Annotated in this window: 21 protein-coding genes, 1 riboswitch and 1 other annotated feature; of the genes, 11 read left to right on the forward strand and 10 right to left on the reverse strand. The window is 37.1% G+C overall.

Going from position 1 to position 24,858, the window contains the following annotated elements; all coding sequences use genetic code 11:
* The first annotated feature begins 212 nt into the window (after positions 1 to 212).
* A riboswitch (TPP riboswitch) is annotated at positions 213 to 311 on the forward strand.
* Between the two features lie 89 nt (positions 312 to 400).
* The 3 genes from thiM to thiE are packed head-to-tail and all read left to right on the forward strand — an operon-like array spanning position 401 to position 2,602.
* Positions 401 to 1,156, forward strand: a complete 756-nt coding sequence (gene thiM / locus ACIQZA_RS08785) for a hydroxyethylthiazole kinase (protein ID WP_400932418.1) — start codon at positions 401 to 403, stop codon at positions 1,154 to 1,156.
* Positions 1,156 to 1,980, forward strand: a complete 825-nt coding sequence (gene thiD / locus ACIQZA_RS08790; protein WP_400933158.1) for a bifunctional hydroxymethylpyrimidine kinase/phosphomethylpyrimidine kinase — start codon at positions 1,156 to 1,158, stop codon at positions 1,978 to 1,980. Before thiM ends, thiD begins: the two co-directional genes overlap by 1 nt.
* Complete coding sequence (thiE, locus tag ACIQZA_RS08795) at positions 1,970 to 2,602, forward strand: thiamine phosphate synthase (protein ID WP_400932416.1); 633 nt, start codon at positions 1,970 to 1,972, stop codon at positions 2,600 to 2,602. The genes thiD and thiE overlap by 11 nt, the downstream gene beginning before the upstream one ends.
* 211 nt (positions 2,603 to 2,813) lie before the next feature.
* Here thiE and ACIQZA_RS08800 read toward each other — a convergent pair whose 3' ends face one another.
* The 5 genes from ACIQZA_RS08800 to ezrA all read right to left on the reverse strand — a co-directional run bounded on the left by ACIQZA_RS08800 (position 2,814) and on the right by ezrA (position 8,360).
* On the reverse strand, positions 2,814 to 3,029 hold the full coding sequence (locus ACIQZA_RS08800; protein ID WP_142508778.1) for an alpha/beta-type small acid-soluble spore protein: 216 nt from the start codon (positions 3,027 to 3,029) through the stop codon (positions 2,814 to 2,816).
* A gap of 152 nt (positions 3,030 to 3,181) precedes the next feature.
* Positions 3,182 to 4,390, reverse strand: coding sequence for a tRNA uracil 4-sulfurtransferase ThiI (gene thiI / locus ACIQZA_RS08805; RefSeq protein ID WP_142508777.1), 1,209 nt, complete (start codon positions 4,388 to 4,390; stop codon positions 3,182 to 3,184).
* 2 nt (positions 4,391 to 4,392) lie between these two features.
* Positions 4,393 to 5,547, reverse strand: a complete 1,155-nt coding sequence (locus tag ACIQZA_RS08810) for a cysteine desulfurase family protein (RefSeq protein WP_400932413.1) — start codon at positions 5,545 to 5,547, stop codon at positions 4,393 to 4,395.
* 431 nt (positions 5,548 to 5,978) lie between these two features.
* Positions 5,979 to 6,443, reverse strand: a complete 465-nt coding sequence (locus ACIQZA_RS08815) for a GNAT family N-acetyltransferase (protein WP_400932411.1) — start codon at positions 6,441 to 6,443, stop codon at positions 5,979 to 5,981.
* 216 nt (positions 6,444 to 6,659) lie between these two features.
* On the reverse strand, positions 6,660 to 8,360 hold the full coding sequence (gene ezrA, locus ACIQZA_RS08820) for a septation ring formation regulator EzrA (protein ID WP_400932409.1): 1,701 nt from the start codon (positions 8,358 to 8,360) through the stop codon (positions 6,660 to 6,662).
* 190 nt (positions 8,361 to 8,550) lie between these two features.
* Here ezrA and hisJ point away from each other — a divergent pair, with 190 nt between their 5' ends.
* Together hisJ and ACIQZA_RS08830 are read left to right on the forward strand one after the other, a co-directional pair.
* Entirely contained in the window at positions 8,551 to 9,345 is a 795-nt protein-coding gene (gene hisJ, locus ACIQZA_RS08825; protein ID WP_402882122.1) for a histidinol-phosphatase HisJ, read from the forward strand.
* Positions 9,346 to 9,369: 24 nt separating this feature from the next.
* Complete coding sequence (locus tag ACIQZA_RS08830) at positions 9,370 to 9,849, forward strand: GAF domain-containing protein (protein WP_142508772.1); 480 nt, start codon at positions 9,370 to 9,372, stop codon at positions 9,847 to 9,849.
* 66 nt (positions 9,850 to 9,915) lie between these two features.
* Here ACIQZA_RS08830 and ACIQZA_RS08835 read toward each other — a convergent pair whose 3' ends face one another.
* Positions 9,916 to 11,796, reverse strand: coding sequence for a sensor domain-containing diguanylate cyclase (locus ACIQZA_RS08835; protein ID WP_402882120.1), 1,881 nt, complete (start codon positions 11,794 to 11,796; stop codon positions 9,916 to 9,918).
* Positions 11,797 to 12,258: 462 nt separating this feature from the next.
* On the opposite strand from ACIQZA_RS08835, the gene rpsD reads away from it, so the two are divergent.
* Positions 12,259 to 12,861, forward strand: coding sequence for a 30S ribosomal protein S4 (gene rpsD, locus ACIQZA_RS08840; protein ID WP_142508770.1), 603 nt, complete (start codon positions 12,259 to 12,261; stop codon positions 12,859 to 12,861).
* Positions 12,862 to 13,119: 258 nt separating this feature from the next.
* On the opposite strand, the gene ACIQZA_RS08845 is transcribed toward rpsD, so the two are convergent.
* The 3 genes from ACIQZA_RS08845 to ACIQZA_RS08855 all read right to left on the reverse strand — a co-directional run bounded on the left by ACIQZA_RS08845 (position 13,120) and on the right by ACIQZA_RS08855 (position 15,134).
* Positions 13,120 to 13,458 (reverse strand): hypothetical protein, encoded by a 339-nt coding sequence (locus ACIQZA_RS08845; protein ID WP_400932400.1) that lies wholly within the window; start codon positions 13,456 to 13,458, stop codon positions 13,120 to 13,122.
* Positions 13,459 to 13,682: 224 nt separating this feature from the next.
* The gene (locus ACIQZA_RS08850) at positions 13,683 to 14,543 is read right to left on the reverse strand and encodes a CPBP family glutamic-type intramembrane protease (RefSeq protein WP_402882118.1); all 861 of its coding nucleotides are present in this window, start codon (positions 14,541 to 14,543) and stop codon (positions 13,683 to 13,685) included.
* Positions 14,544 to 14,546: 3 nt separating this feature from the next.
* Positions 14,547 to 15,134 (reverse strand): TetR/AcrR family transcriptional regulator, encoded by a 588-nt coding sequence (locus ACIQZA_RS08855; protein WP_402882117.1) that lies wholly within the window; start codon positions 15,132 to 15,134, stop codon positions 14,547 to 14,549.
* 208 nt (positions 15,135 to 15,342) lie between these two features.
* Here ACIQZA_RS08855 and ACIQZA_RS08860 point away from each other — a divergent pair, with 208 nt between their 5' ends.
* From ACIQZA_RS08860 to ACIQZA_RS08870, 3 genes are all read left to right on the forward strand, one after another.
* Complete coding sequence (locus ACIQZA_RS08860; RefSeq protein ID WP_402882114.1) at positions 15,343 to 15,486, forward strand: hypothetical protein; 144 nt, start codon at positions 15,343 to 15,345, stop codon at positions 15,484 to 15,486.
* Positions 15,487 to 16,107: 621 nt separating this feature from the next.
* Positions 16,108 to 17,313 carry an iron-containing alcohol dehydrogenase gene (locus ACIQZA_RS08865; RefSeq protein ID WP_132357225.1) on the forward strand — a complete coding sequence of 402 codons (1,206 nt, stop codon included), beginning with the start codon at positions 16,108 to 16,110 and terminating at the stop codon, positions 17,311 to 17,313.
* A gap of 117 nt (positions 17,314 to 17,430) precedes the next feature.
* Positions 17,431 to 18,240 (forward strand): cobalamin-binding protein, encoded by an 810-nt coding sequence (locus ACIQZA_RS08870; RefSeq protein ID WP_402882112.1) that lies wholly within the window; start codon positions 17,431 to 17,433, stop codon positions 18,238 to 18,240.
* Between the two features lie 571 nt (positions 18,241 to 18,811).
* On the opposite strand, the gene tyrS is transcribed toward ACIQZA_RS08870, so the two are convergent.
* A complete protein-coding gene (tyrS, locus tag ACIQZA_RS08875) occupies positions 18,812 to 20,080 on the reverse strand; it encodes a tyrosine--tRNA ligase (RefSeq protein ID WP_142508764.1) in 1,269 nt (422 codons plus the stop codon).
* An 83-nt stretch (positions 20,081 to 20,163) separates the two neighbouring features.
* Positions 20,164 to 20,367 (reverse strand) — a binding site (T-box leader).
* Between the two features lie 102 nt (positions 20,368 to 20,469).
* Here tyrS and ACIQZA_RS08880 point away from each other — a divergent pair.
* On the forward strand, positions 20,470 to 23,559 hold the full coding sequence (locus tag ACIQZA_RS08880) for a transglycosylase domain-containing protein (protein WP_402882110.1): 3,090 nt from the start codon (positions 20,470 to 20,472) through the stop codon (positions 23,557 to 23,559).
* A gap of 97 nt (positions 23,560 to 23,656) precedes the next feature.
* Complete coding sequence (locus ACIQZA_RS08885) at positions 23,657 to 24,538, forward strand: NAD-dependent epimerase/dehydratase family protein (protein WP_402882107.1); 882 nt, start codon at positions 23,657 to 23,659, stop codon at positions 24,536 to 24,538.
* Positions 24,539 to 24,858: the final 320 nt, after the last annotated feature.

Consider the following 24,858-nt stretch of genomic DNA (forward strand, 5'->3'; position numbering starts at 1 on the left):
TTTTGTACGCTCATTATAAAACTCAATTTTTATCATTTTCAATGGAATTCACTCCAATTCATTAAAGTCGTGACAACTATCATGCTCTGCTATATGGCATCAGTCACGTATTGGTACTATCCATTTCGACTTAGCATTAGTGCCGTTTTCGCAATGAAGAAAAAAACTATTGAACACGAATGAATAATATGGTACATTTTGGTCAACTAAAAGCATGATTGCAGGGGGACTCATTTAGAGTTGAGAAGGTAAAACCTGACCCTTTGAACCTGTTAGTTAATACTGACGTAGGGAGCAATTCACATCTATTTACTGATGAAAGGCTCTTTTACGTGTTTTTTTCTACACGAAAAAGAGCCTTTTTTGCACGCTTACGTCCATCCAACAAGGAGGACTAAAAATGTTATTTCATACTATCCGTAAACAAAATCCACTAATTCATTGCATTACTAATTATGTTGTAGCTAATTTCCAAGCAAATGGCTTATTAGCTATAGGCGCTTCACCAGTTATGGCAGATGACAGTCATGAAGTTGAAGAAATGGTCGCAATTGCCTCAGGCTTATTAATAAATATCGGTACCCTTAATGAGCGAATGAAAGAATCAATGTTACTTGCAGGAAAAACAGCAAATGCTCTTGGCATTCCCGTTGTTTTAGATCCTGTTGCTGCAGGTGCAACAACTTACCGGAAACAAACGGTACAACAATTACTCAAGGAAATAAATTTTGCTGCTATTCGTTGTAATGTCGGAGAGCTTGCAGCAATAGCCGATGTAGAATGGCAACAAAAAGGCGTAGATAGTGGTAGTGGTTCAATTTCTTTAGAAGTTGAGGCACAAAAAGTAGCTCAACTTTACAATTGTATTGTTATTGTGACCGGTGAAAAGGATTTTATTACTGATGGCGAACATCAGCAATGGGTTACAGGTGGAAATTCACAAATGACAGAAGTCACTGGAACAGGTTGCTTATTGAGTGCCATTTGTTGTGCTTCCTACCTCGTAGGAAATAAGCCATTTGACCAATTAATAGAAACATTATCGCTTTATAAAAAAGTGGCAGAGCAAGCTGCTTCTTCTACCCCATATATTGGCGATTTTCAAATTGCAGTATTGAACGAACTACACCGCCTCTCCAAGGGTGGTGAACAATGATGCATATTGTAACGACAATTGCTGGCTCTGATAGTGGTGGCGGTGCAGGGATACAGGCTGATTTAAAAACATTCCAGGAATTAAAGGTGTTTGGAACGTCTGTTATTACAGCTTTAACCGCCCAGAATACACTCGGGGTATCGGATGTCTTACCAATTGAAGTTAGTTTTGTCGAAAAACAACTCCAAGCGCTTGTCGAGGATTTTTCAATAAGTGCTATTAAAACCGGAATGCTGTTTTCCTCGGAAATTATTCAATCAATTGCACGGATTTTAACTGAAATAAATAGTCCGCTTATAGTAGATCCTGTCATGATTGCAAAAGGTGGCGAAAGCTTATTACAGCAAGAAGCAATTGAGGCATTACGCAGTTGTTTGCTACCTATAGCAACAGTGGTAACACCGAACATTCCAGAGGCAGAAACCCTTTCTGGAAGGAAAATCAATTCTTTAACAGATATTAAAGAAGCAGCTAAGGTCTTATTACAAATGGGCATTCAATGCGTCATTATTAAAGGCGGTCATTTAGAGGATAAATGTTATGCTACTGATTATGTATTTTTCCAAGATGGTCGGTCATTTTCCATGCAGTCCACTCGTATTGCAACCAAAAATACGCATGGTACAGGCTGTACGTTTTCCGCTGCATTAACTGCTTTTCTTGGTCGTGGACTAACTTTAGAAGATGCGATTGAGGAAGCTAAAAAATTTATTCAATTAGCAATAACTCATGATTTATCTATTGGTAATGGACATGGTCCTACCAATCATTTTGCTTATCAAAACTTGAAGAATTCCTGCGAGGTGATCATTCATGAAACATGACGATCTACAGCTATATTTTATAATGGGTACAAGTAATGTTTTCAAACACGAGCCATTAAACGTTTTAGAGAAAGCTCTGCAATCTGGAATTACGATGTTTCAATATCGTGAAAAAGGACCAAATACACTAACTGGGCAAGCCTATGAAGATTTTGCTCGTAAATGTCAAAAGCTCTGTCAACAATATCATGTTCCGTTTATCGTCAACGATGATGTCGAGCTGGCTATAAATCTTAGAGCAGACGGTGTTCATATTGGGCAAGAGGATTTTCCTGTGTCGATGGTGCGTAATAAAATTGGCAACATGATTTTAGGTGTTTCTGTTCATTCACAAGCTGAATTACAAACTGCTCTACAATATGGTGCTGATTATGTAGGAATTGGTCCGATTTTTTCAACCACTTCTAAAAGTGACGCCAATCCACCTAGTGGAACTAATTTTTTACAACAAGCTCGGATGCAATATCCGGATCTCCCTATCGTTGCAATTGGAGGCATAAACTGTTCAAATGCTCCTATGGTATTTAAAGCAGGTGCTGATGGGATAGCAGTTATTTCTGCAATTTGCCAAAGTGAGGATATTGCAAATACAGTCTCTACATTTAAATCATTTGTAGGATAAAGGTGAAACTTTTATTAGTTTTCACCAATCGGTTTTTTACGGGCAGTTAGCCTCACCTATTTCTTTGCTCTCATTGAATTGAAATAGGAACAACTCGCTTCTCTTTTGATACAGTCCGTTAATACAGGATAAAAATAAAAAATTTAAACAAACTAAAACCAGTGCCTTTTACGGTCACTGGTTTTAATTTTAATAATTGCTGATTATGCAATTATAGGTTGTTGTTTGGCATACCTTTTAATTGTGATTCTGCCATTTGTACAAGACGTTTAGTGATTTCACCGCCAACGGAACCGTTAGCACGAGCTGAAGCGTCAGCTCCTAATTGAACACCAAATTCTTGTGCAATTTCGTATTTCATTTGATCTAGAGCGTACTCTACACCAGGTACAGCAAGTTTGTTTGAACTGCGATTTGTTGAAGTCATGTCTCTCACCTCCTTGTGAATATAGAATGTGCGATATTAGATTTTTAATACGAAAATTTTATAGGTAAATTGTGCCTACGAAGGAAATGAACAAAAAAGCCGACTCAAGACTTCTGAGTCGGCTCGTTAGCTTATGAAATCGCAAGTTTCTTCTATAGAAGATCTGCAAATTTATCGGCTTCTTGCTCTTTTTTCGGGAATATATAGACTTCACGGTTTTTCACTGCTCGTTCGATTAGCTCATCAAAATCCGAGAAGCTTTCGTAATGCTCAACCTTTTCAAGCTTTGGCTTTGTTTTTGGACTTGCTGGAGTAAAAATTGTACAGCAGTCTTCAAATGGCTGGATAGACGTTTCGTATGTGCCTATTTTCTCTGCAATATCGATAATTTCTAATTTATCTGATGAGATTAATGGACGTAAAATCGGTGTGTTCGTTACGGCATTAATAGCTGTTAGACTTTCAAGAGTTTGACTTGCTACCTGTCCAAGACTTTCACCTGTAACAATTGCTAATGCACCAATTTCTTCTCGTACTTTGTCAGCAACTTTTAGCATCATACGACGAGTTGTTGTCATCGATACATTAGAAGGTACTTTTTCTTTAATAAGAACTTGGATTTCAGTGAAAGGAATAACATGTAAACGTATATTAGCGCCAAATTTCGTTAATTCATTAGCCAGCACCTTTACTTTTTCTAATGAATTTTGGCTTGTATAAGGTGGACTAAAGAAGTGTATCGCTTCTAAGCGCACTCCACGTTTCATCATTAAATAACCTGCAACAGGACTATCTATTCCACCAGAAAGCATTAATAAAGATTTACCATTCGAACCTACAGGCATTCCACCTGCACCCGGAATAACTTGTGCCATCATATATGTTGCATCATGACGTACCTCTACACGAAGCTCGATATCAGGCTGTTTCACCTTTACTGATAAATTTTGATATTGTGGTAATACATAACCACCAATTTCACGTTGAATAGCATGTGATTCTAACGGAAATGTTTTATCTGTACGCTTTACTTCTACTTTAAAAGTAAGCTGCTCATTTTTAAATGTATCCATAATTGTTATGGCAAGTTTTTTCATGGCCTCCATGTCTTTTTCACATGCTGCCACTGGACTAAAAGATTGGATACCAAAAATTTTAGGTAATCCTTTTAATAGAACGTCCATTTGTGTTTCATTTTGAATGGCGATAAACATACGGTCGCGCTCTGTGCGAATGTGTAAATGTCCTAAATCCGCAAACGCATGACGAATGTTCTCGCGTAAACGACGAATAAAATCCATCTTGTTGCGACCTTTTGTAGAAAGCTCTCCATATCGAATTAAAATTTCTTTCCAAATCATTTTTAATATTCTCCTTTAAGTTCCATCAATACTTCATCTAATACTTGTTTAAACTTTACTATATCTTCATTTGTTACATGCGCTCCAAAACTTATACGAATAACACCCTTTTTAAAGTGCTCATCAATATTTAAAGCTTCAACAACATGGCTTGTTTTTGTCTGTTTCGATGAGCAAGCACTCGATGTTGACACAATTACATTGCGTTTTTGCAATGCATTGATAATGACTTCACCTTTTAAGTCTCGAATACTAAAAGATAAAATATGTGCCGCACCTTGTGGGGTTGATAAAATATGCACTACATCTCCATAACCACGTAATTGCGTACATATTTCATCATTCCATTGTCGATATTTTTTTGCACGATTATTCATCGTCTCGACTGCCATTCGGGCTGCTTTGGATAAAGCTACTGCTTGCGGTACAGCTACTGTTCCACTACGTAAACCAAACTCCTGCCCTCCGCCAAGTGCATATGGTTGCCATTTCATTTTTTTACGGAACGCTAGTACACCTGAACCTTTAAAGCCATGAATTTTATGGCCAGAAATTGAAATACAGTCTGGTCCATCTTCATCGTTAAATAATATTGGTAACTTTCCAAAGCTTTGTACAGCATCCACGTGAAAAGCTGCGCGACTTGATTCATGAATAATTTTTGCAGCTTCAAAAATTGGTTGGATAGCACCCATTTCATTATTTACATGCATCATACTTACTAAAATGGTATCCTTGCGCACTTTTGTACGAAGCTCCTCTAAAGAAATAACGCCATTTTTATCGGCTTGTAAGTATTCCACATCAAAACCTTCTTGCTCAAGTTGCTTAACAGATTCAAGAACAGATGGATGTTCAACTTCGGTTGTTAAAATATGATTTCCTTTATGTGTATTGCTACTTGCTAAACCAAATATAGCCGTGTTATTGGATTCAGTACCACCTGATGTAAATAGCACATTTTTTGCTTCTGTCTGCAAAATATCTGCTACTTGCTCACGTGCACGCATTAACAATTCGTTTGATTCAACACCCATTGCATGAATGGAAGCAGGATTGGCATAATACTGCTCATTCACTGCCATAAATGCTTGCATAACCTCTTTTAAAGGTTTTGTTGTTGCACTGTTGTCTAAATAGATTGTATTAACTTTCATTAATATTCACACACTTTCAAAACGTTGATTTAACGGTATTTATCATAACGCAATCTTCAGCGATTGACTACTAACTTTAACAATTATCCTAATTTAATCACTCATTCGTTTGCTTTTAATGTGCAAAACCACCCATTATAGAGTGGCATATTAAAATTTACTATGAGCGTTTCCTGAATATAAAAATTTGGGTTTTGCATTGTTAGGCTTATTACTATAACGTGAGGTTGATTTCCGTTCCGGCTGGGGGCGTCCGATGAGCCGCTGATCCCCAAGGAGTCGCCCAACCTCCACTCCAATCAACTTATATACATGACATATGCTTTAAATAAATGCCATCCTCAACTTTCAGCGACCATATTTAAACTATATTTCAACACCGTATTGAAGGCGAATTTCACCACTATAAATCCTAGTCAACACGCTTATTTTCAATCTTTCTTCATTGTTATAAATTCAGTTGAAGCTGTAAATTCCATGACTTTTGTAAAGCCAAATTTTTCATACAGGTGAATTGCCCTTGTATTAAATGTAGCTACTGTTAAACGAAGGGGACTATGATTTTCTTGTTGTAGCTGATTTAAAATAAATGAAAAAAATTCTGAACCATAACCTTTTCCTGTTAGCTCAGGCTTCATCCCTATCCCCACATCAATGTACTCGTCTAAATACGCACTATAATCACGTCCTATAGGTACTTGTGCTGATGTTCCTGTACAGAAAAAACCAACTAGCTCTTCTTTATCATTGACAATTGAATAATACGGACTTTCAAGAATTTCTTTTAGAGCTTCATCGCATAGATCATTGTTATAAAAATCATATGGTTCCTCATATTTCCAACTTAAAATATCAGTCGCAAAAATTTCATTCATTTCCCGAATATATAAATGCATTTGAAACACCTCTAATAGTTTTTAATCAATATCGTAGTGAGACAGCATGTCAAGCTTCCCGTTCCATTTCTCATTAAAAATGAATGCGTAGCTTCCTCAACCGTTCCAAGACGTAAAATCATATGTTTATTGAATTTTGCACCTTTATAACAAAACTGTCTAAAAAGTATTAACTATACCTTTTAGACAGCTGATGTAATTCTTTATTATACTTGACTATTTTGATACTGTTTCTTCTGCTACAAGTTCTTGAATTCGCTTTAAAGCACCTGGCTCCATTTCTTCAACTGCCGTTCCAGCCTCTTCTAATGCCTTGGAATAGCGGAATTGATTAAAGGATTTTTCTGCTTCTCTTAAACAAGTATGCAATTTTGGATTTGTGGCACGATGACGATTACCATACTGAATAATACGTTCAATCAGCATTACATTTTCAATCAATTCATGCGCCTTCGCTTTTACATCCTCTACACAAAGTGTTGCAGCATTTAAATTGTTATGAACTGTTCCCATATTGAGTGGTACCTCTTGAAGGCTTTGCACAACTACATAAATATGCTCTGCTGCCTCATCTAGACGAGCGTCCATCTCTTCAGGAATACCTGGAATATTCGCCTTATTCAATAGACGATCTGTTTCTTGTAATGTTTTCTTTAAGTTTTCTACTTGTGCACGGGCCTTGTTTTCATCAATTCGGAGCTTCTTCATCGTATTTGATAAGTGACCTTGCTCCTCATGAATACGTTCAAGTTCCTCGTTAATTTCAATCAATTCTTCCTGCAAACTTGAGTATGCAGATTTTTCCTCCCTAACACGCATCGCTAATAAATCATAGCGACGTTGTAAAGCCTCTAATTGCTTTAATCCAGCTTTTGGAATTTCTGCATCTTTTTCATTTAAACGATAGCTTTGCTGCACAAAAGTTGCTTCATCACTTACTAATCTTGTTGAACTTATAACATTAGTAATTGAGCTTAATAAACGATCACAATTTTGGTCAACATAATTTTTAGCAATAACTTCTTTTTCAAGTAGATCGTAAAAGTGATCAATCTCTTCATTTATTTCAGCTACACGTGGTTTAACAACGGTTAAATTAAGCTCTGCTAATTCATTTTTTAATGTTGCAAATTCTTCATCAAATTTATCGAGCCCCTTAGTTAGCTCTAAATGCTGTAAATAGTAGGATTGCTCCTCCATTTCACGCTGGCCACTACGTAATTCTTGTACCGCTCCTGGTAGCTTTACTTGTAATTCAGTCAAAATTGTTGGGACATCATTAATATATTCAAATGTCTGTTGTGATTCTTGGTTCAATCCAATAACAATTTCTCGAGCCTGCAAATAATTCCCTTCGCTAGTAAGTACATCGAATTCCTCAAACTTTTGAACAAACATCTCCAGCTTTTTCTCCAGAGCCGGTAATGCTACACCAAATGAATGTTGGTGAGCTAACAATGTTTTACGTGCAGAGCGATAGTATTCTTTTAATTGTTCAATTTCAATACGATTTTTTTCTTCGCTGCCAATTAATTCATTTAGTTCTTCTAAAATTTTATCTTTATCTTGTTCACATTTTTGAATGTAATCTTCTATCTCACGTTCAATTAACGTTGCTTTCTTAAAACGAAGTCTATTGATTTGATCCTCTGCATCAAATAAAAGTGAATCAATTTTTGTCATATGTACATCGATGACTTCATCCCAGCTATTACGCCATCGTTCAAACATCTCTTCCGTTTCACCGTTCATGTTCAAAGATTTAACTTTTGAAATTTCCTCATTTATGGGATTGTTTTGTATTTGTGATTTTTCATTTTCAAGTTTAGTAATGATTGTTGTATGTTTTCGTCGCATCATAAATCCTACTATTGCTAAAATTAATAGTAGGATAACCGGAATGATGATATACTCCATCGTAAGCCTCCTATTCTACAATAAACGAATTGGCTAGTTGTATTTATTATATACTATGTTATCGCCTTTTGTACTAAAATTTGAGTGTTTTTTATGTATTTACGCCTTTCAAGAATAACACCTACTTAAATTTCGGACAATTTGCGCAAATAAAAGTGTTTGATCCAAAAGCTAAAGGAGTGGTAATTTTATGAAATGTGACGGCCATGTTCATAGTCCTTATTGTCCACATGGTACTTCTGATTCATTTAAGCAATACATTGAAAAAGCAATTTCTCACAACTTTACTGATATCACTTTTACAGAACATGCACCATTACCATTGAATTTTACTGACCCTACACCTCAGCAAGATAGTGGTATGAATCCAGAATTTTTAATGCCTTATTTTGAAGATTTACAACGCCTTCAAGAGGAGTACGCACAAGACATTCGCATTCATATCGGTCTTGAGGTTGACTATATTCAAGGCTTTGAACAAGAAACTCGTCAATTTCTTGATACATATGGACACTTTTTAGATGACTCTATTTTATCAGTCCATTTTTTACAATGGCGAAATATCTTTGAATGCATAGACTTTTCTCCAGAAAGCTTTATGGCTTTTTCAAAAAAAGTGGGCTCTATTGAACAAGTGTATAATTTATATTATGATACCGTCCTACAATCCATTAAAGCAGATTTAGGGCAATACAAGCCTAAGCGCATTGGACATCCTTCACTTATTCACAAATTTCAATTAGCACATAAGATGAAAATTGATGACTCTACGCGGATTCGAGAAGTTTTAGATTTAATGAAGGAAGAAGGCTATGAGCTAGATTTAAATAGTGCTGGTTTAAGTAAAACATATTGTCAGGAACCTTATCCACCTTTTACCTTTATCGATTATAGTAAATCGATTGGGCTACCAATGGTTTTTGGTTCAGATGCTCATAGTGTTGCTGATTTACATCAACACTATAATGTTATATTTCCAAAATAAATAACTTTCAAACGAGGTGCTATTATGTTTACACAAATTAATTATGAAGGGCCCATTGCCGAGCAATATAATACATTAGCAAAACAGTTAGATGCCTTACTTACGGGAGAAAGCGATCGCATTGCTAATTTAAGCAACGCCTCTGCTTTACTAAATCAATTCCTACCAAACATTAACTGGGTTGGTTTTTATGTATTACAGGGGGATGAACTTGTATTAGGGCCATTTCAAGGCTTACCTGCCTGCGTCAGAATACCAATTGGACGCGGAGTTTGTGGAACAGCTGTAGGCAAAGCAGAAACAATAGTAGTAAAAGACGTACATGACTTCCCAGGACATATTGCCTGTGATGCCGCATCCCAATCCGAAATTGTTATTCCCTTAATAAATGAAGGACAGGTCATCGGTGTTCTTGATATCGACAGTCCAATCGTAAACCGCTTTTCAAAAGAAGATCAAGAGGGGTTAGAGATATTCGTTAATACCTTACTTCTCCATTTATAAAAAATACCCTGAAATGATGTATTGTCATTTCGGGGCATTTCAGCGCATAAGGCTGACGTTTTATTTTCATAAATTGTTTTGATAAGATCGATCATGAACACAAAATCGATTTTTGCCACTGTTTTTCGCTTCATATAGCGCTGTATCTGCATGGAGGAAAACAGACTGAAACGCTGGATGGTACTGTTCGTCCCATGTTATGAGACCTGCTGAAATAGTCACCTGAGGATCTGTTGTATTTGGAATTTTTGCAACGATTTTAGCTGCTAATTCGATTGCTTCTTTCTCATTAATATTTGGGATATACACAGACATTTCTTCTCCACCCCAGCGTGCACAGATGCCACGAGCTCCAATCGTTTCTTTTAACTGTACCGCAATTTGCATAAGAATCTTATCACCAATTTGGTGACCAAACGTATCATTAATACGTTTGAAATTATCAATATCAATAAGTAAAAACATCCCTGATTGATCATTTTCAAGAGATTTTTCTACATACTGATCTAAATAACTTCTTGCATATAGTTTTGTTAAATGGTCCAAATCTACCATTTCTTGAAGTTGATTACGTAGTATAGAGTTTGCAATTGCTAAAGAAGAGTGATGGATTAATGATTGCATTAATTTAAAGCTATCAAATGAAAAGAAATATGGCTCCTTGTGCAACACAATACTAAAGCCATTAATTTTTTCTTCCATTAAAATCGGGATTGCCATAATTGAATGATATTCAATTTGATTAGGGGTTAATCGACTGAAATCGGCAATAAATAGTGGATCGTTGGTATGTTCAAAATGATGTTCAACATGTTTTATATATGTTTGACCCTTCTCTGCATTGAATAAGGCTGTACTAGCATCCGTCACTTTAAAGGTATCATTATGTTTAAAAGCGAAACAAACTTCCATTGGTTGAAAAGATTTCATTAACTGTTTTTGAAGGAAAAGTAACATTTCATTTATGTCAACCCTCATATTTAAACGATGCGATGTTTCATTGATGAGTTGTAAATCACTTACAAGGCGATGTGATTGATGATATAATTTCGCATTTTCTAGCGCATTTCCAGATGTTTGTGCTAGCATTCGTACAAAATCTTTTTCAGTCGTTGAAAAAAGATATGTTGTAGGTGCACTTACTTGTAAAATACCATAAATAGCTTGTCTTCCTTTTATAGGGGCGTTTAATAATCGACAATTCAAATCGCTTGCTAGCTCCGTCGTCAGCTCTCCTGAGACAAAAGCCTCAATTGTCGCAGGTCTTTCAGATAAGTAATCAAATAGCTTAATATCGATCGTCGTATGGCGGTCTTGATCATTCGATAGTATAAGCTCTACATTAAACTCTGGAAAATTATCCTTAATATTTTTCAAGACATTTTCTAAAATTAAATCAATATCCATAGTGGAATGAAATAAATCTGTCATATTGTACAGTTTTCTATATTGATCTTCATTCACTTTTACTTGAAGATTTTCTCTAATTATCTGAAAGAACTTCGTGAGCGTTGCAACAAACTCTTCCCCATAATCCGAAGCCATAAAGTCTGTCCAGGCATCGGTTGCCTCAACGAGTAGCACACCAATTGGAGTTTTGCCATCTGTTTGGAAAAGCACCATATCTGTCATCATCATATATGCTTCTTTTTCTTTTAATATATAAGGGACTTTTACTAACTTCTGTTGATAAAAGCTAGCTTCAATCATTAACCATGACACAGCATTTAGTTTTGTTTCAATTGTTAAAGTAGCCATTTCTTCAACAGGTATTAAAGAATTACCTTCGAAACCAAGAAATGCCGTTTTTACAATTCCAAAGCGCTTCCTTAGACACTGTTCCAATGAGCAAAAATACTCATTAAAACCGGCTTGTTCCTTAGAACTCACCCAAATGCTCAAAACATCTGATTTTATATATTTTAGCGTTTGTAAATGGTCTGTCATGAAATCACCTTTTCTATATAACGTCCAAATCAATACTATTAACTTATAGTATAGTATACATAATTTGTGTCATTTTGACTATGTTATTCTATTTTACTTTTACATTTTACATTTCACACTGTACCATTAACTACTCTTGTGTATCGAAATATGTACAAAGAGGAAATTTATACTATTACCCTTTTTCGAAAATAGTTAGTCTAATAATTGACGTCTATGTATTAAGCCGTTACAATGGAGTTTGTGTAAAATAAACGCAGCAGTGGTATGAGCTTATTACTGTATTTTATTCCTCTATTCTATTTAGTATAACTAAACAGATTCTAAACAAATAGATGGTGTATTGCGTAACCTAACGGCTGCATAGGCGAAAATACATGAAAATAAAATGCGTATAAGAATGGGTACTACTGGTTTTTGTTTTACAACAAAAAAACCAAATTTAAAGGAGGAGACAACACTATGTCTCGTTATACAGGTCCATCTTGGAAATTATCACGTCGTCTTGGTATCTCACTAAGCGGTACAGGTAAAGAAATCGAAAAACGCCCTTACGCACCAGGTCAACACGGTCCAAACCAACGTAAAAAATTATCAGAATACGGTTTACAACTTCAAGAAAAACAAAAACTTCGTCACATGTACGGCATGAACGAACGTCAATTCCGTACTCTATTTGACCGCGCTGGTAAAATGAAAGGTGTACACGGTGAAAACTTCATGATCCTTCTTGAAACTCGCCTTGACAACCTAGTTTACCGTTTAGGTTTATCTCGTACTCGTCGTGGATCTCGTCAATTAGTAAACCACGGCCACATCTTAGTAGATGGCAAACGCGTTGATATTCCTTCATACAGCGTAAAACCAGGTCAAACGATTTCTCTTCGTGAAAAATCTCAAAACCTTGCTGTAGTAGCAGAAGCAATCGAAGTAAACAACTTCGTACCTGACTACTTAACATTTGATGCTGACAAAAAAGAAGGTACATTCACTCGTCTTCCAGAGCGTTCTGAATTATCAGCTGAAATCAACGAAGCATTCATCGTAGAGTATTACTCACGTTAATTAAATTGCTCTGCAAAGAGTAGTTTAGAAAACCCTAGAAAGCCTTTTATATTAAGGTTCTCTAGGGTTTTTGCTTTTAATAATGTATTATATATTGTTATTTCCGAGCTAAATATTAACGCATTTGTGGGTATGAATGACTAAACACCTAATTGGGTACTGCTTCCATCTTTTTTGTTGGTCCATTATAAGAAAAGTTTACTTACAAAAAAAAGCACCGTTTGACACAGTGCATTTCTAGGTACATTAGATAACCCTTCACAGATAATTGTGGAAGGTAACTTTATTTTCAAAATAACTACAGTTAGCACAAAGATAATCTTTATTTATAAATATAGCACTGTTCATATTTGACCAAGGAATATGTTCAGAACATCTTTCGCATTTATCTACATACTTATCACGTAAAGTACCATTCTCTAAAAAAACATACCATTGTTTATCCGATAAACTTTCAGGTCCATTTTTTATGACAAGCAACGATATTTCTAACGCTTCACCATCGTCAAATCTATTTTCGCTAATTAGTTCTTTCAAATATGAAATAAATTTAGATGATTCTCTTATTATTCTTTGTTTAAGTTGGTCTCTTTCCATAAAACCTCTCCTTTTTCCATCTACTTCAATTCGACAAATGAGGAGGATCCCCTTCCAATTTTAAACAATCCCCTCTCCCAATATCCCACTGTTATCTCCCTTTCATCGTTAGTTTAATAATACTCAAATTAAATCTATTTGGAAATTTTTCTCTGTTTTACCATTACAACAACTCTAAGCGAAAACGTAGTTCTAACGTAACGGCAGCAACAACGCCAAAAAGTTCAAATTTTCACGATAACAGTAGTTGATTTTGATACAATTTCCCTCTCCAGCTTTTTTCGTTTAGTTCGCAATAAAAGCCCTACCATTAGATAAAGAATTGTAGTAATAATGCCTGCCGTTGGGGAAACAAGGAATTCTTTCCCTTGAGCAATTTTAATATAGCCATCTAGAATAAGCGGATTTACAAGCGCATCTTCTGTCATATGCATAAGGACAAGTGGCCATATACTTTTCGTCATTAAATAAATTTCTGTATACATTACTGTCCAGCAAATCATCGTCACAATACCTATTAACGCAAATAGCCACCTATCTACAGGAAGTACACTGAAAATATCACTTTTTGTTAGGAACACTAAAAAATAAGGAATATGCCACGCTCCCCAAACACCACCAACAATACAATATAACCGAAAATCATTTACTTTTAACGTTAAAAGTTTACTTGTCAAATACCCTCTCCAAACGGATTCCTCAAAAAAGTTTTTAACAAATTGAATCAGTAAACCACCAACGAAAACCGAAACTAGTACATCTAAATTAAAATCCGAAAAATCCATCCAGCCAAATAGATAGCTTACTAACAAAACTATAGAAGTGACGCCAGGATAGATTAGGAGCGAGACAATATACCATTTTATGTTACCTTTCAAATTAGGTAATAAGCCAATATCTCGCCAACCATCTCCCGCAAAGGCACGTAACAGTATAGTTGTCAGCAGTGGAAACACTAGCCAAATGCCCATTCCAAGCGTGTCACCTCTAGGCTGTTCAGGGACGAAGCGATCTACAAAAACAGCAAGCCAACCACATAGTAAAACAACAACTATAAAAATTATTAAGTTGCGTTTTGTTTTCATTTTTCAATCCACCTCCCTGTTTTCAAGGATTGAAATAACCCACATCGTATCGGGGCAAGGAGTTTCGGGATGCAGTGCAATGTATTGAGCGATTCCTTGAATAGAACACCAAAATGCTACTGCAAGAGCTTCAGCATTACCCTGTTTAATTTCACCTAGCATTTGCCCTTTCTCTATTAATGGAACACTCTTTCTTATTACTTTATCTGCTTCCATAAGCATTTCTTTTAAATCTTCCGACAAGGAATCAAGATGTTGTGCATTCTCCATTAGGACAAACATTTTTGCTGCAGATGGTTTTGTACGAATCATGTCAAACAACTCCTCAGCAGCAGCTGTAAAAATAGCTAATGGGGATTCATTAGTAAAACTAAAATCCATCTGAAGTCTTTCACACCCTATGCGAATTAGCTCTTCATAAAGCTTTTCCTTAGAGTCAAAATAATGAAAAAGCAACCCCATGCTCATATTAGCAGCTTTAGCAATATCAGCAACTTTCGTTTCACCATACCCCTTCCGAATAAACAAATCTAATGCAGATTGTAAAATCAATGCCCTTCGTTGTTCTTTTTGTTCATGTCTAATTGACATCTTCCCCACCCCTTTATTGAATATATTTTCATTGAAATAGTATTCAATAAAATTGCAAATATTCCTGAAAAGTGCCCAGAAAATAAAAACTTTAATAAGTTTTCATTTCAGTTTGTAAATATTAATTAATATATACCAATGAAAAAGGAATCCTTTTATCTTTACGGAAATCTAAATAAGAAATATTAAAAATTCAAAGGAGGAAATATTGGAGGTTTTTGAACTTACTGTGCTGGTTTTAGTTTATAGTGGCATTATGATTTTTTTCTTAGTTCCCTTTAAAAAGCATCAAAGCAAGGAAATAAAGCGTCCAATTACTTTTAAAGAAAATCTGTTACATCACTTTTCATAAAAAAGCTTTACTGGCTCTTCTTGTAACCAACTTTTTATTAGTAGCAATTTGGTTCGGTTATAAGCAGGAGGTATATCATTTTAATGCTCACAGCGGTTATCCTCCTATCAGTTCAGATTCAACGGCAATTTTCTATATGTGCACTTTACACGGATATACGGACATTCTTTATGTAACTCTCGCATTATAGATTTCCTTAAACAATTTAAAAAGGAGGGTCAAATAATTTTAAATATTCCTATAAATTATGACGATTTTATGTACTTCAAAATAGTAATTACACAATAAAAAAACTTAACCACTACTATTATAGTAATAACAAAAATATCAGTTATTTACTATTCAACACTTCTTTAAAATAGAACATATTTCAAAAAAATATATTTTGCTTTCATAGGAAAACAATTTTTAAACCTTTTTAAAATCAGCGCTTCTAGACAATTCAACCTTCTGCTAACCAAAAAATAAGGCTAACTTTTTTGTAAAATAATAACACAATTAAAATTAACAATTTTAATAAAAATACGAGTTGAACTTTTACAAAGAATAGAATACTATGAATTTCGAAAGGTGGTTCGCCATCATTCAAGCAATAACAATTTTTTTAAAGGGGTTGGAAATATGTCAGACGTTCTAAAGCAATTTGTTATGCCGAAAACAAACTTATTTGGACCTGGAGCAATTCAAGAAGTTGGTAAACGCTTAAATGATTTAGAAGTGAAAAAGACATTAATCGTAACAGATGAGGGCTTACACAAACTAGGTCTCTCTGAACAAATTGCTAACATCATTATAGCTGCTGGAATTGATGTAGCAATTTTCCCGAAAGCAGAACCAAATCCAACAGATCAAAACATTGAAGATGGGATTACAGTGTATCATGCTGAAAACTGTGACTCGATCGTTTCTCTTGGAGGAGGTAGCGCACACGATGCAGCGAAAGGTATCGGACTTATTGCTTCGAATGGTGGACGCATTCATGATTACGAGGGCGTTGACAAATCACAAAACCCATTAGTGCCATTAATCGCTATTAACACAACTGCTGGTACAGCAAGTGAAATGACTCGCTTCACGATTATCACGGATACAGCTCGTAAAGTGAAGATGGCTATTGTGGACAAACATGTTACTCCACTACTATCAATTAATGACCCAGAGCTAATGATTGGCTTACCTCCTGCTCTAACAGCGGCAACTGGTTTAGATGCATTAACACATGCGATCGAATCATTTGTATCGACAAACGCAACACCAATTACTGACGCTTGCGCTGAAAAGGTACTTCAGTTAGTTCCTGAATATTTACCACGTGCCTATGCAAACGGTGCTGATTTAGAAGCACGTGAGCAAATGGTTTACGCACAATTTTTAGCAGGCATGGCGTTTAATAACGCTTCACTTGGCTACGTACATGCAATTGCTCATCAATTAGGTGGCTTCTATAATCTACCACATGGTGTTTGTAATGCTATTTTATTGCCTCATGTTTGTCGCTTTAACTTAACAGCACGTACTGAGCGTTTTGCAAAAATTGCTGAATTGTTAGGTGAAAACGTTGAAGGATTAAGTAAACGTGATGCTGCGGAGAAGGCAATTGTAGCAATTGAAAATCTTTCTAGCGACTTGAACATTCCAAGTGGCTTCCGCGAACTAGGTGCAAAGGATGAGGATATTGAAATCTTAGCGAAAAATGCAATGTTAGATGTATGTGCTGCAACAAACCCACGTAAAGCAATTTTAGAAGACATTAAACAAATTATTACAAATGCGATGGGCCCTGTAGCGAAAGAAGAAGAATCACTCGAAGCTATCGCACTTTCTTAATAAGTAATCAGAAGGCATGTCTCTTGGCATGCTTTTTTTATTGAGAAAAACATTCTGTCATTGTATGTGATTCCAACACTAGCTATACTTTTCTTAAAAAGAATTGGAGATAAGAAGATGCGTTTAATATCAATTTGTCCTAGTAATACCGAGCTTGTTGCTTATTTAGGTCTGACTGATCAGCTTGTTGGAGTCGATGATTTTTCGGATTGGCCATTAGCAGTAAAAAACTTACCTCAGCTTGGCCCAGATTTATCAATTGATATGGCTGCATTAGAGGCGTTGCAGCCTGATCTTGTACTCGCATCCTTAAGTGTCCCTGGCATGGAAAAAAATATTGAAGCATTACAAGCTAGAAATATTCCCCATATTGTTTTTAATGCTAATTCATTAGAGGAAATCGCACAGGATCTCCATACTTTAGGTAAAGCCTGCGGAGTTGAAGGACGTGCAAAAGAAATTTCTGAGGAATATTTACAATGTATCGATTGTCTTCGCACAGTTGCTCAAACGATTCCTAAAAAACCAACTCTCTATTGGGAGTGGTGGCCAAACCCTATCTTTACACCAGGTAACATAAATTGGCTAACTGAAATAAGTGCCATTGCTGGTGGGCAAAATCTGTTTCAAGATGTAGAACTAGCAAGCGTGCAAACTGATTGGGCTGATGTTGTAAGGCGCGACCCAGACTATATTATGATGGCTTGGGTAGGGGTTGCATTTGAGCGTATTCAACCGGCTAATTTATTAAAGCGTGCACAAGCGCAGGAGCTTCAAGCCATTAAAATGAAACAGCTTCACGTAATGGAGGAATGGCTTTATTGTCGCCCATCACCACGCCTCATAGAGGGTGCATTAAAGCTTGCAAATATGCTTCACCCCAAAGAATATGAGCACATAAAGCTTCCTAGTTTTTTAGATAGCTAAAAGAAATAATCAAGGAGGTCTTTGTTAATATTGTTACACTTTAAATGAGAGTGATTTCCGTTCCAGGCTACCCTTTGTCGCTGACGCTTCGCTTTCGCGCAGAGCAAAGCTTCCTGTGGGCGAGCGTCGAGCCGCTTCCTCCGCTATTGTTTCCGCTGACACTTCGTTTCGCAGGAAATAGTTGTTGCTGTCACTTCGCATTTGCACAAAAACACATCTTGTTGCTGATGACGCTTTCGCACAAACATTGCTGAAGTTTTAGTTTTATCACTTATAAATTAGAGGAACATGCCAGAAGGTATATTCTATGTGAAGTAGGTGGTTGGAGCGGAGGCTGGGCGACTCCTTGAGGATCAGCGATAGAGGAACGAAGGCTAAAAGCATCACGTCCTGTGATAACGCCTTCGTGACCAACATCGTGTTGGCCCGAGACCCTGCAGCGAAGCGAAGCGGCTCATCGGACGCCCCCAGGAAAGCGCCCAGCCGGAACGGAAATCACCCCCTCGTTTTGCAGAAGAGCCACATAAAGAAACATCCCTTCAAATTTCGAAGGGATGTTTTTGAGTCTGGATTATACGAATTTCACCATATGGTATTTTTTCTTACCGCGACGAACAATGCTGAATGCATCTTCTAAACGATCTTTGCCGTCGATTACATATTCTAATTCAGTGACTTTTTCACCATTCACGCTAATCGCACCATTTGTTACGTCTTCACGAGCTTGACGTTTTGAAGGTGAAATACCCGCCTCCACTAATAATTCCACAATGTTTTTATCTTCTTTCGCCAATTCAATAGAAGGAACATCTTTAAACGCATCCTTCATTTCATCAGCAGAAAGTGCTTTTAAGTCTCCAGAAAATAAAGCAGCTGTAATGCGGATTGCTTGGTCTAATGCTTCTTGACCATGAATTAAGCGAGTCATTTCTTCAGCTAGTGCTTTTTGCGCCTTACGTAAATGTGGTTCCTCTTCTACAGATACTGCTAAAGCTTCAATTTCTTCACGAGAAAGGAATGTGAAGATTTTTAAGTATTTTACAACGTCAGCATCTGCAGCATTAATCCAGAATTGGTAGAACTCGTATGGAGATGTTTTCTTACTATCTAACCATACAGCACCACCTGCTGTTTTACCAAATTTCGTACCGTCTGCTTTCGTTACTAAAGGAATTGTTATACCAAAAGCTTTCGTTTCTTCCTCATGTGTTTTACGAATAACTTCTAAACCTGTTGTAATATTCCCCCACTGGTCAGAGCCACCTACTTGAATACGACAGTTGTAATGGTTGTATAAATGATTGTAATCAATACCTTGAATTAAAGTATACGCAAACTCAGTAAATGAAATCCCTGTATCAAGGCGTGATGCAATCGTATCCTTTGCTAACATGTAATTCACGTTAATTAATTTCCCATAATCACGTAAAAACTCAATCGTATTTATATTGCCAATCCAGTCACGATTATTCACTAATTGAGCACCATTACCATCTTCTGCAAAGTCAAAAATACGCTCTAATTGACTACGGATACCTTGAACATTTTTATCAATTTGCTCAACAGTTTGTAATTGGCGTTCTTCCGAGCGACCAGATGGATCGCCAATCATACCAGTCGCACCACCAACTAACAAAATCGGACGGTGACCTGCTTTTTGGAATCGACGTAGCGTTAAAAGAGGCACAATATGCCCAATATGCATAGAATCCGCAGTTGGATCAACACCACAGTATAAAGATACAGATTGTTCATCTAATAATTTTTTCATACCTTCAGCATCAGTTTGTTGGTATAACAATCCACGCCATTCTAAGTCTTGTAATAATTCGTTCGTCATTATTATTCCTCCTAAGTGTTTAATATGTTGTGTAGGGAGAATTATTTTAGAAACAAAAAAGTCCCTACACGCAAAACATTGCATGCAGGGACGTTAATAACTAACGCGGTACCACCCGGCTTGAAGATGTCATCCATCTTCCTCTTCATTCAACCGCCTTTATCGCAGGCGCGCACGTCTAAGCTCCAAGCACGTAATTCGTCTCTACATTATGACCAGCTTTCACCAACCGCTGGCTCTCTAAACAGGGAATATAGACACTACTGCAAGCTCTTCCTCACTAGAAAACTATAAGCATTATTCTATACGATTCTTTTTCATTGTCAATAACTATGTTCGACCTAAATCAATATGTGCTATAATAAACAAGATTTTAGGAGGTCGATACATTGAAAGATTGGATTGAGAAAATCAATGCAAAGATCGATGAATTAATTCAACAAAAATGGATGAAGAAATTACGTATTTCAGGAAGTGTTACCTGGAACTTATTTTTACTATTTTTAGTCTTTGCATTGGTAGGTACTGTATTTGCCGGGTCAGTTGGCGCTGGCTATTTTGCGTCACTTGTAAAAGAAGAGCCACTACGCTCAAAGCAAGAATTACGAAATGAAATTTTCAACTACGATTCAACAAGTGAGATTTATTTTGCCAATGATATTTATATCGGAAAATTACGTACAGATTTAGACCGTCGGGCAACAACATTAAACAATATCGCACCTGATGTTATTAATGCGGTATTAGCGACAGAGGACGAGTATTTCCGTGAACATAACGGAATAGTTCCGAAAGCTGTCATCCGCGGGCTACTTCAAGACGTCACAAACTCTTCCACTCAAACTGGTGGTTCTACACTAACACAACAACTTATAAAAAACCAAGTATTAACAAACGAAGTATCTTACGAGCGAAAAGCAAAAGAACTTTTACTCGCAATGCGTTTAGAGCACTTTATGAAAAAGGAAGAAATTTTAGAGGCCTATTTAAACATAATTCCTTACGGTCGTAACTCTTCCGGTCGAAACATTGCAGGGGTTGAAACAGCTGCTGAAGGTATTTTCAATGTAAAAGCAAAGGATTTAACGCTTCCTCAAGCAGCGTATATAGCTGGTATTCCTCAAGCACCTTTTACTTACACACCTTTTACAAATACAGGTGCACTTAAAAGTAAAGAAGCTCTTCAACAGGGTATTGATCGTATGAAAACTGTACTTTATCGCATGAAAGACGCAGGTTACATTAACGAAGCTCAGTATAAAGAAGCACTCGCTTATGATATTACCGCTGACTTCCGTTCACCAGAGATGCGCACAGAGGATCGCTACCCATGGCTAACATATGAGCTTGAAAGTCGCGCGACAGAAATTATTGCTGAAAAACTAGCGGTAGCAGATGGTATTGATCCAGAACGCTTAAAAAATGAAAAAAAATTAAAAGATAAGTATACGATCCTAGCAGATCGTGATGTCCGTTCAAAAGGTTATCGCATCTATTCAACTATAAATAAGGATATGTACGATGCGATGCAAAAAGCAGCGGAAAACTTCAAAAATTACGGTCATACTTACACCGTGAAAGACAAGGATCCTGCAACAGGTGAAGCAGTGGATACTGGAATGCCTGTACAGGTCGGCAGTATTTTAATTGAAAATAATACTGGACGTATTTTAAGCTTTGTCGGTGGTCGTGACTTTGAATTAAAAAATTATAACTATGCTACACAGGCAAAACGCTCAAATGGGTCAACAATGAAGCCATTACTCGTATATGCACCTGCAATAGAATACGGTGTAATCGGTGCAGGTAGCCCATTAGTCGACGTAAAATTCTCTGTTGGCAGTTGGAGTCCGAGCAACTATATTAGTAGTGATGAACGAGGACTTATACCTGCACGTGAAGCTTTAGCTAGTTCACAAAACTTATCTGCTTTACGTCTATATTATGATATTCTTAACAGACGTCCTGCCGATTATTTAGTAAAAATGGGGATCTCAACTTTACAACCTGATGACTTTTCAAACCTTGCAGCTGGGATCGGAGGAGTAAAAGATGGTATTACTGTTGAAGAGAACACCAACGCCTATGCAACTTTCGCAAACGGCGGTCAATTCATTGACGCTTATATGATTGATAGAATTGAAGACCAAAATGGAAATATCATATATAAACACGAAGTTAAACCTGAACAAGTGTTTAGTCCTGAAACTTCTTATATCGTTACAGATATGTTACGAGATGTGTTAACACAAGGAACAGGTACAGTTGCAAGAAATTCACTTAAATTCTCTGCTGACTTTGCTGCTAAGACAGGTACTTCGCAAAATTATAAAGACGTTTGGCTAGTTGGCTATAACCCGAATGTTTCTCTTGGTGTATGGATGGGTTATGATAACAATCAATCACTGTATACATTTAATAATACGTATCAACAGCCTAGTGTGCGAATTAACAAGCTATGGGGATCATTAATGAATTCTGTGTATGATGTCGATCCACAATTAATCTCCCCTAAAACTAGATTTAAGCAACCGAAAAACGTTGTTACTGCATCATTCTGTGGTATTTCTGGTCTAGCACCTTCAGCAGCATGTGCTAATGCTGGTCTCGTACGCTCTGATTTGTTTAACGCGAAAGTATTTTTACCTTCGCAGCCTGATGATAGCTTAGCTTCCTCAAAGGTTGTGACGATTAAAGGTAAAACGTATAATGCACTCCCTAACACACCACCAGAATTTGTAAAACAAGGTGGCGCAGGTATTAATCAGGCATTTATTAAACGAATGTTAGGCAGACTTGGCGGTAACCCAGCCAGCCTACTACCAAAAAATTCGACATTATCGAATTCATCGGTATCAGCTGTTGATTTCCCGGCAGATCACAATTCGCCAGCAGCAGTAACCGCTTCAGTTAATGGCAATACATTATCTTGGACAGGCTCTTCAAATGCTGTTGTCGGTTATCGAATATATAAAGTAACAAACGGTGGTAAAACGCTTGTCGGATCAGTGCTTGAGTCATCACAAAGTATGACGGTAGCAAGTGGTCAAGCCTATGTTGTTGTCGCTGTCGATATTACAGGTTTAACTTCATCGCAATCTAATGTCGTTTCTACTGGTGGTAGTGCGAATGACAAACAACCTGAAAAAGACAAGGAAGAAAAAGATCCTCCAACGACCCCACCTACTAACGGTAATGACTCGAACCATAACGGAAACGGTTCGGAAAATGGCAATGGGTCAGATGGTAGTAACGGGAACGGCTCAAACAACGGCAATGGTTCTGGAAATACCGGAAACGGCTCGAATAACGGCAGTGGTTCCGGAAATAACGGAAACGGCTCAAATAACGGCAGTGGTTCCGGAAATAACGGTAATGGCTCAAATAACGGGAATGGTTCCGGAAACACTGGGAATGGCTCTAACGGAGGAGACAACGGAAATACAACTCCACCGACTAATCCACCACCTACCCAATAATAATCTTACACGGCATACTACAATTCAAAAGTAATTGTAGTATGCCTGTTTTTTTGTCATTATAAAGGGGACTACTAATTTGAAGGGGTGGAAATAATTGAACATTTTAGTTTTAGGAGGCACTCGTTTTTTTGGTAAAAAGCTTGTTGAACTCTATATTCAAAACGGTCATAGCGTGACTATTTTAACACGTGGACAAAGTGGGAATCCTTTTGGCACAAAGGTGAAGCAGCTAATAGTTAATCGAGATGATGCCGATTCGTTATCCCATGCACTATCCAATACAGCATGGGATATTGTCTATGATAATATTTGCTATTCTCCTAACGAAGCTCATAAAATATGTGGAATTTTAGAAAGTAAAACGAAAAAGTTCGTTTTTACATCTACTCTATCAACCTACGAAATAGACGGCATTGTCAAAACAGAAGAAGATTTTAATCCATATGATTATGAAGTTCGGATGGGGAACCGTGAAGAATTTTCGTATGGGGAGGGTAAGCGTCAAGCAGAGGCAGTACTTTTCAAAGAAGCCACATTCCCTGTTGTCGCTGTACGTTTCCCGATTGTTATGGGGGAGAACGACTATACACGCCGTTTACATTTTCATGTTGAACGAGTTTTACAGGAACAACCTATTTCATTACCAAATATCGCAGCAAAGATGAGCTTTATTACGGATGACGAAGCAGCTGCATTTTTATACTTTGCTGGCATTACACCAATTGAAGGACCTTATAATGCCACGGCTGCAGGCGCAATTTCGTTAAAAGATTTGCTTGGGCTTATTGAAAAAACGACCGGAAAGTCTGCAAAAATTTCTCTGGTAGGTAACGATGAAATGTCGCAGTCACCATATGGGGTTCCGGCAGATTGGTATATGTCAACTACAAAAGCAGAAGCGGCAGGCTTTACATTTAGTCAACTTCATGATTGGCTCCCTACTCTAGTGAAAACATTAGTAAAAGAGCTACAGTAGGATTTTACTAAACTACCCAAAAATTGCGGATGACATTTTTTTAAACGTATTCTGCTTGGAGTGAAGGCTGGGCGACTCCTTGGGGATCAGCTGAGACTTTGGAGCGAGCACCACGAGTGAAGCGGCTTATCGAACGTCCCCAGGAAGCGTTGCTCTGTGCGAAAGCGCAGTGTAACGCAGCGGCAGCAACAAGTTTTTCTGTGCGAAAGCGCAGTGTAACGCAGCGGCAGCAACAAGTTTTTCTGTGCGAAAGCGCAGTGTAACGCAGCGGCAGCAACAAGTTTTTCTGTGCGAAAGCGCAGTGTAACGCAGCGGCAGCA

This window comes from Lysinibacillus sp. NPDC096382, assembly GCF_044762845.1.
GTDB lineage: Bacteria > Bacillota > Bacilli > Bacillales_A > Planococcaceae > Lysinibacillus.